Source organism: Microbacterium gubbeenense DSM 15944 (assembly GCF_000422745.1).
GTDB lineage: Bacteria > Actinomycetota > Actinomycetes > Actinomycetales > Microbacteriaceae > Microbacterium > Microbacterium gubbeenense.
Genome location: NZ_AUGQ01000050.1, coordinates 1 through 3623 on the forward strand (window position 1 = coordinate 1; position 3623 = coordinate 3623).

The window sequence follows — 3623 nt, forward strand, 5'->3', positions numbered from 1 at the left end:
CCGGGCATGATGACATCCTTCCCGCCAGCGCCTCCCGGCACTAACGATCAGTTGTCACCGATCCGTTCCTCACGCCCTAACGCCGAAAAGACGAGCTCGTCGAGGCTCGCCGTGCCTCTGAGACTCACCGAACAAACCACCTCAGTGACGCAGCGTCAATATAGAAATGCCAGATCAACGTCACAATCGGTGCACGAGGATGCATCTAATGTCGATACTTCTCACTTGGTCATCGAGAGCGAAGCGGCCGCACATGTCGTCAGCGTAGAGCTTGCCCGGCAGAGACGCTAGGAGGTCGCGTTTCGGCGCTGTTTCAGAGTGTGCGCCCCATCGATGTCTCCTTAGTGAGGCGTACAAGTCGGTCGGCACGACGTCGACCGTCCATTCCAAATATCTGGGAAACGGATCGGAAATATCATTGCACACGATTCGCGAAGCATGTGAGGATGCTGAATGTACGAACAGACGGCAATATGCCGATAGAGCAAACAGGATAGAGGTCGTTCAATCATGAAGCACTTGAAGAACCGCAATGCCGCAGCTCGTCTTGCCATCGGAGCGGTGGCCGGAAGCCTGATTGCTGGGCTCTCGTTTGTGCCCGCATCCGCTGTAGAAGATAGCGAGCCGCTCACAGTGGAGCAACTGGCTGCGCAGGTCGTTGCCGCATCGCCGGATTCCGCCGAAGCCGTCGTGGGCGAGGCGACTCTGGCGGGCGTGAGTGTTAAAGCCGACTCGACGACAACAACGATTCCGCTTGACGGGAGCGACCCCATAGCCGTGTCAGCGCTCGTTGACGGCGTGCAGCTTGACACCACGATCTCCCTCCCTTCGAACCTGCGCGTGGGGAACGGTGAGGTTGCATCCGACGGCACTGTGGTCTACCAAAGCGCCGACGACTCTGGGGCCGTCGCTGTGCAGGGCCTCGAAGAGGGACAGACGCGAATCCAAACCATCATTCCGGATAGCGGTGCGCAACACGAGTTCGGTTACGCAATGGATGGGTTCCAGCCGGCTGTCGCTGATGATGGAAGCGTGTCCTTCGTAGCGCAGGGCGGAGAAGGGGCTGTGGTACCAGTCGAGGCCGCATGGGCGACCGATGCGAACGGCGCTGCCGTCGAGACATACTACGAAGTGCGCGGCGACGAGCTGTTCCAGGTGGTTGTCCCAACCGCAAGCACCGCGTATCCGATCGTCGCCGATCCTACGTGGGGGTGGCGGAACGCAGCATGGGGGCTGACTCTCAGCCGGTCTGAAACCGCAGGAATTAAGGACTATGCGGCTGCTGCTGGCATGTGCGCTACCATCGCGAAAGCCGCTCCTGCGTTTGCGGTTGCGTGCGGAGTTTGGTCGTCCTACCTGCAGGTTCAGGCGGCGACTGCGAACAACCAGAGTCCGAAGGGCTGCCTCCACGTTGTGATCGCTCCTCTGCCGGGGGCGATTTCGCACACGCACTGCTAACCGGGCTGGAGTGAACGCGGCGAACCGTGAAAGGATGTGGACATGCTGAGTCAGCTCATTGAAAACGAGGTCGGTGTCTACGTTGTATCGCTCGCCATTGCCGTTGGTGTGGGGCTCATGCTGGACTTGTCGTCCCGCAGGGCTTGGATCGGATCACTCCTCGTCACCGGCGCGTTCGTTGTGCTCGGGTTGACGGTTTTCTCAGGAGCGGTCTGGGCGGTACCCATCTACGTCGTTGTGTTCGTCGTCGCTGCGTTGCTGTCCGAGACGCATCGGCTTGCCGATAGCCCGCTTCTCGCTGGAGAGCCGTACTGGAAGAGAGTTGCTCTCACCGCGTCACACGGAAGAGCCGTGCGTGAGGCGGCCAAGCGGGCCGATGCGTTACCGCGGAATACCATCGTAGACGGGGCTCATTAGCCTCTGCCTACTACAGGGCGGTCGCCTCTGGTGATGACCACCCCGCTGCAGAGATGCCGCCGTGCCTGTACTAATACAGGTACGGCGGCATTTTCGTGTCGGTGCTCCGGCCTACGTTCCGACCATTGCGGCCGAATCCCGGTCTACATCCTCTTCGCCGCGGTCATGGTCCCCGTCGGCATGCTCGCCGGGGCAGCTGCACGGTTGGATGTTCCAGCGAAGCGGACCGTCGTGTTCAGCGGCGCGACGCGGAACTCCCTAGTAGTGCTGCCGCTGGTCCTGGCGCTCCCCGCCACTTTCGACCTCGCACCGCTCGTCGTCGTCACCCAAACGCTCATCGAGCTCGTCATCATGGTCATCTTCGTACGACTCATCCCGCGGCTGCTCCCGGAGAAGACTCCTCGACTCACAGCTGCGTAGTCAGGACCACTCACGCCAACAGCCGTGAGCGACCTGGCTGTTGCATCCAGTGATTAATGCTCAGACGGTCATCAAGAGCGAAGCGGCCGCACATGCCGACAGCGTAGGTCGATGTCAGAGGCGACACCAGGGCTAATCACTTGCATGTTGGTAGGACCGCTATCGGGGGAGCCACGTGCAGCCCCCCTTGTGAGAGTCCGATCACCGAAAATCGGTGATGCTCGGGTCGTCGATCGGTTTCCTTGTGAGCGGCCACTCGACACGGTAACCGCATTCGCGGCACTCGTCACCGCCACGTAGAGGATGCATCACAATGGCGCAGTGCGGGCAGGCAGGCTGTCGCGCGTACTCGAGGTCGAGATCCGACATGGTGCACATCATATGGTGACGCAGGTCAGGCTCTAATCTTCGGCAACCCGCTGAGCTGTGGCGACGTCCTTGAGGTGCTGCGTCCACCAGCCCGATGACTCGTCCCGGTTGAATCCCTGTGCCATGATCGCGGTTCCGCAGCAGCATTCGAGCACCACGACCCCGCTTTCGCGGCGATCGGCGAGGCGGATGTGTGTTGCTGACCGCAGGGCCGGCACGCCGGTCTCGAGCTCCTCGAGCAAAGCGGTCACCTGCGGCACCGAGACGCCGGCTGCCCATCGAGCACGCATCCACTCAGGTTGCGGTGAGTGCAGCTGCTTCTGCTGCGCGGTGGTGAGGGCAGTGCTGCTCCACTCGAGGTAGCTGATAGATGGGTCAGGCACAGGCCGGCCTCATCCGCTTCGTGTTGTCCATGCGTCAAGTGTCTCTGCTTGTTCCTGATCTGCGTCAGCACAGGGCACGCTCGGCGACAGGAGCCTGCTCGAAGCCGGAGGATTCAGACCCCGACTGCACCCTCGTTCGTGAAGAGCCGGTGATCCGAGCGTCTCACCCTCTGCCTCGATCATTTTTTAGGCATGCTCCGGTGAAAAGACTCCATTCCGAGAGTCTGTGCGACGCCCTCAGCCCTCCGCGCTTGACCCCACACCTGCACGCCATGTGCGAATGCACAGAGCCCGAAACAAGGTGATGAGTGACATCAAGATAGCTCCCACTGCGACAACTCCCGCGGGGAAACCTATCGCCGAGTAATCGTAGACACCCGCCTCTAATGTCGCTATAAAAATATTGCAGGCAAGCGCGGTCACACCCGAAAGAATCCAAGCAGCAGTAAACGTTGCAACATGCATAAAGATCGTGCGAGATTCAGTGCGGCGGAGCAAAAGCAGTGCCATTAACCCGAGCGGCCATGAGGCCACGGACAAGAATATGAGCAGAAAAACCGCAGCGATCCCGAATGG

General features: G+C 60.6%; 5 protein-coding genes and 1 pseudogene. 3 read left to right on the forward strand and 3 right to left on the reverse strand.

What is annotated here, in order from left to right:
- Positions 1–510 precede the first annotated feature (510 nt).
- From G510_RS17680 to G510_RS0113085, 3 genes and pseudogenes are all read left to right on the forward strand, one after another.
- Positions 511–1458, forward strand: a complete 948-nt coding sequence (locus G510_RS17680; RefSeq protein ID WP_051216766.1) for a hypothetical protein — start codon at positions 511–513, stop codon at positions 1456–1458.
- A 42-nt stretch (positions 1459–1500) separates the two neighbouring features.
- The gene (locus tag G510_RS0113080) at positions 1501–1875 is read left to right on the forward strand and encodes a hypothetical protein (RefSeq protein ID WP_029153973.1); all 375 of its coding nucleotides are present in this window, start codon (positions 1501–1503) and stop codon (positions 1873–1875) included.
- A 135-nt stretch (positions 1876–2010) separates the two neighbouring features.
- Positions 2011–2295: pseudogene (locus G510_RS0113085) on the forward strand (arsenic resistance protein); the annotation flags it as partial.
- Positions 2296–2496: 201 nt separating this feature from the next.
- Here the strand turns inward: G510_RS0113085 and G510_RS18405 are convergent.
- The 3 genes from G510_RS18405 to G510_RS18755 all read right to left on the reverse strand — a co-directional run.
- Positions 2497–2664, reverse strand: a complete 168-nt coding sequence (locus tag G510_RS18405) for a hypothetical protein (RefSeq protein WP_157560675.1) — start codon at positions 2662–2664, stop codon at positions 2497–2499.
- Positions 2665–2696: 32 nt separating this feature from the next.
- Positions 2697–3047 (reverse strand): hypothetical protein, encoded by a 351-nt coding sequence (locus tag G510_RS18410; RefSeq protein WP_157560677.1) that lies wholly within the window; start codon positions 3045–3047, stop codon positions 2697–2699.
- Between the two features lie 237 nt (positions 3048–3284).
- A partial coding sequence (locus tag G510_RS18755) for a hypothetical protein (protein WP_211219203.1) occupies positions 3285–3623 on the reverse strand: 339 nt, incomplete at its 5' end.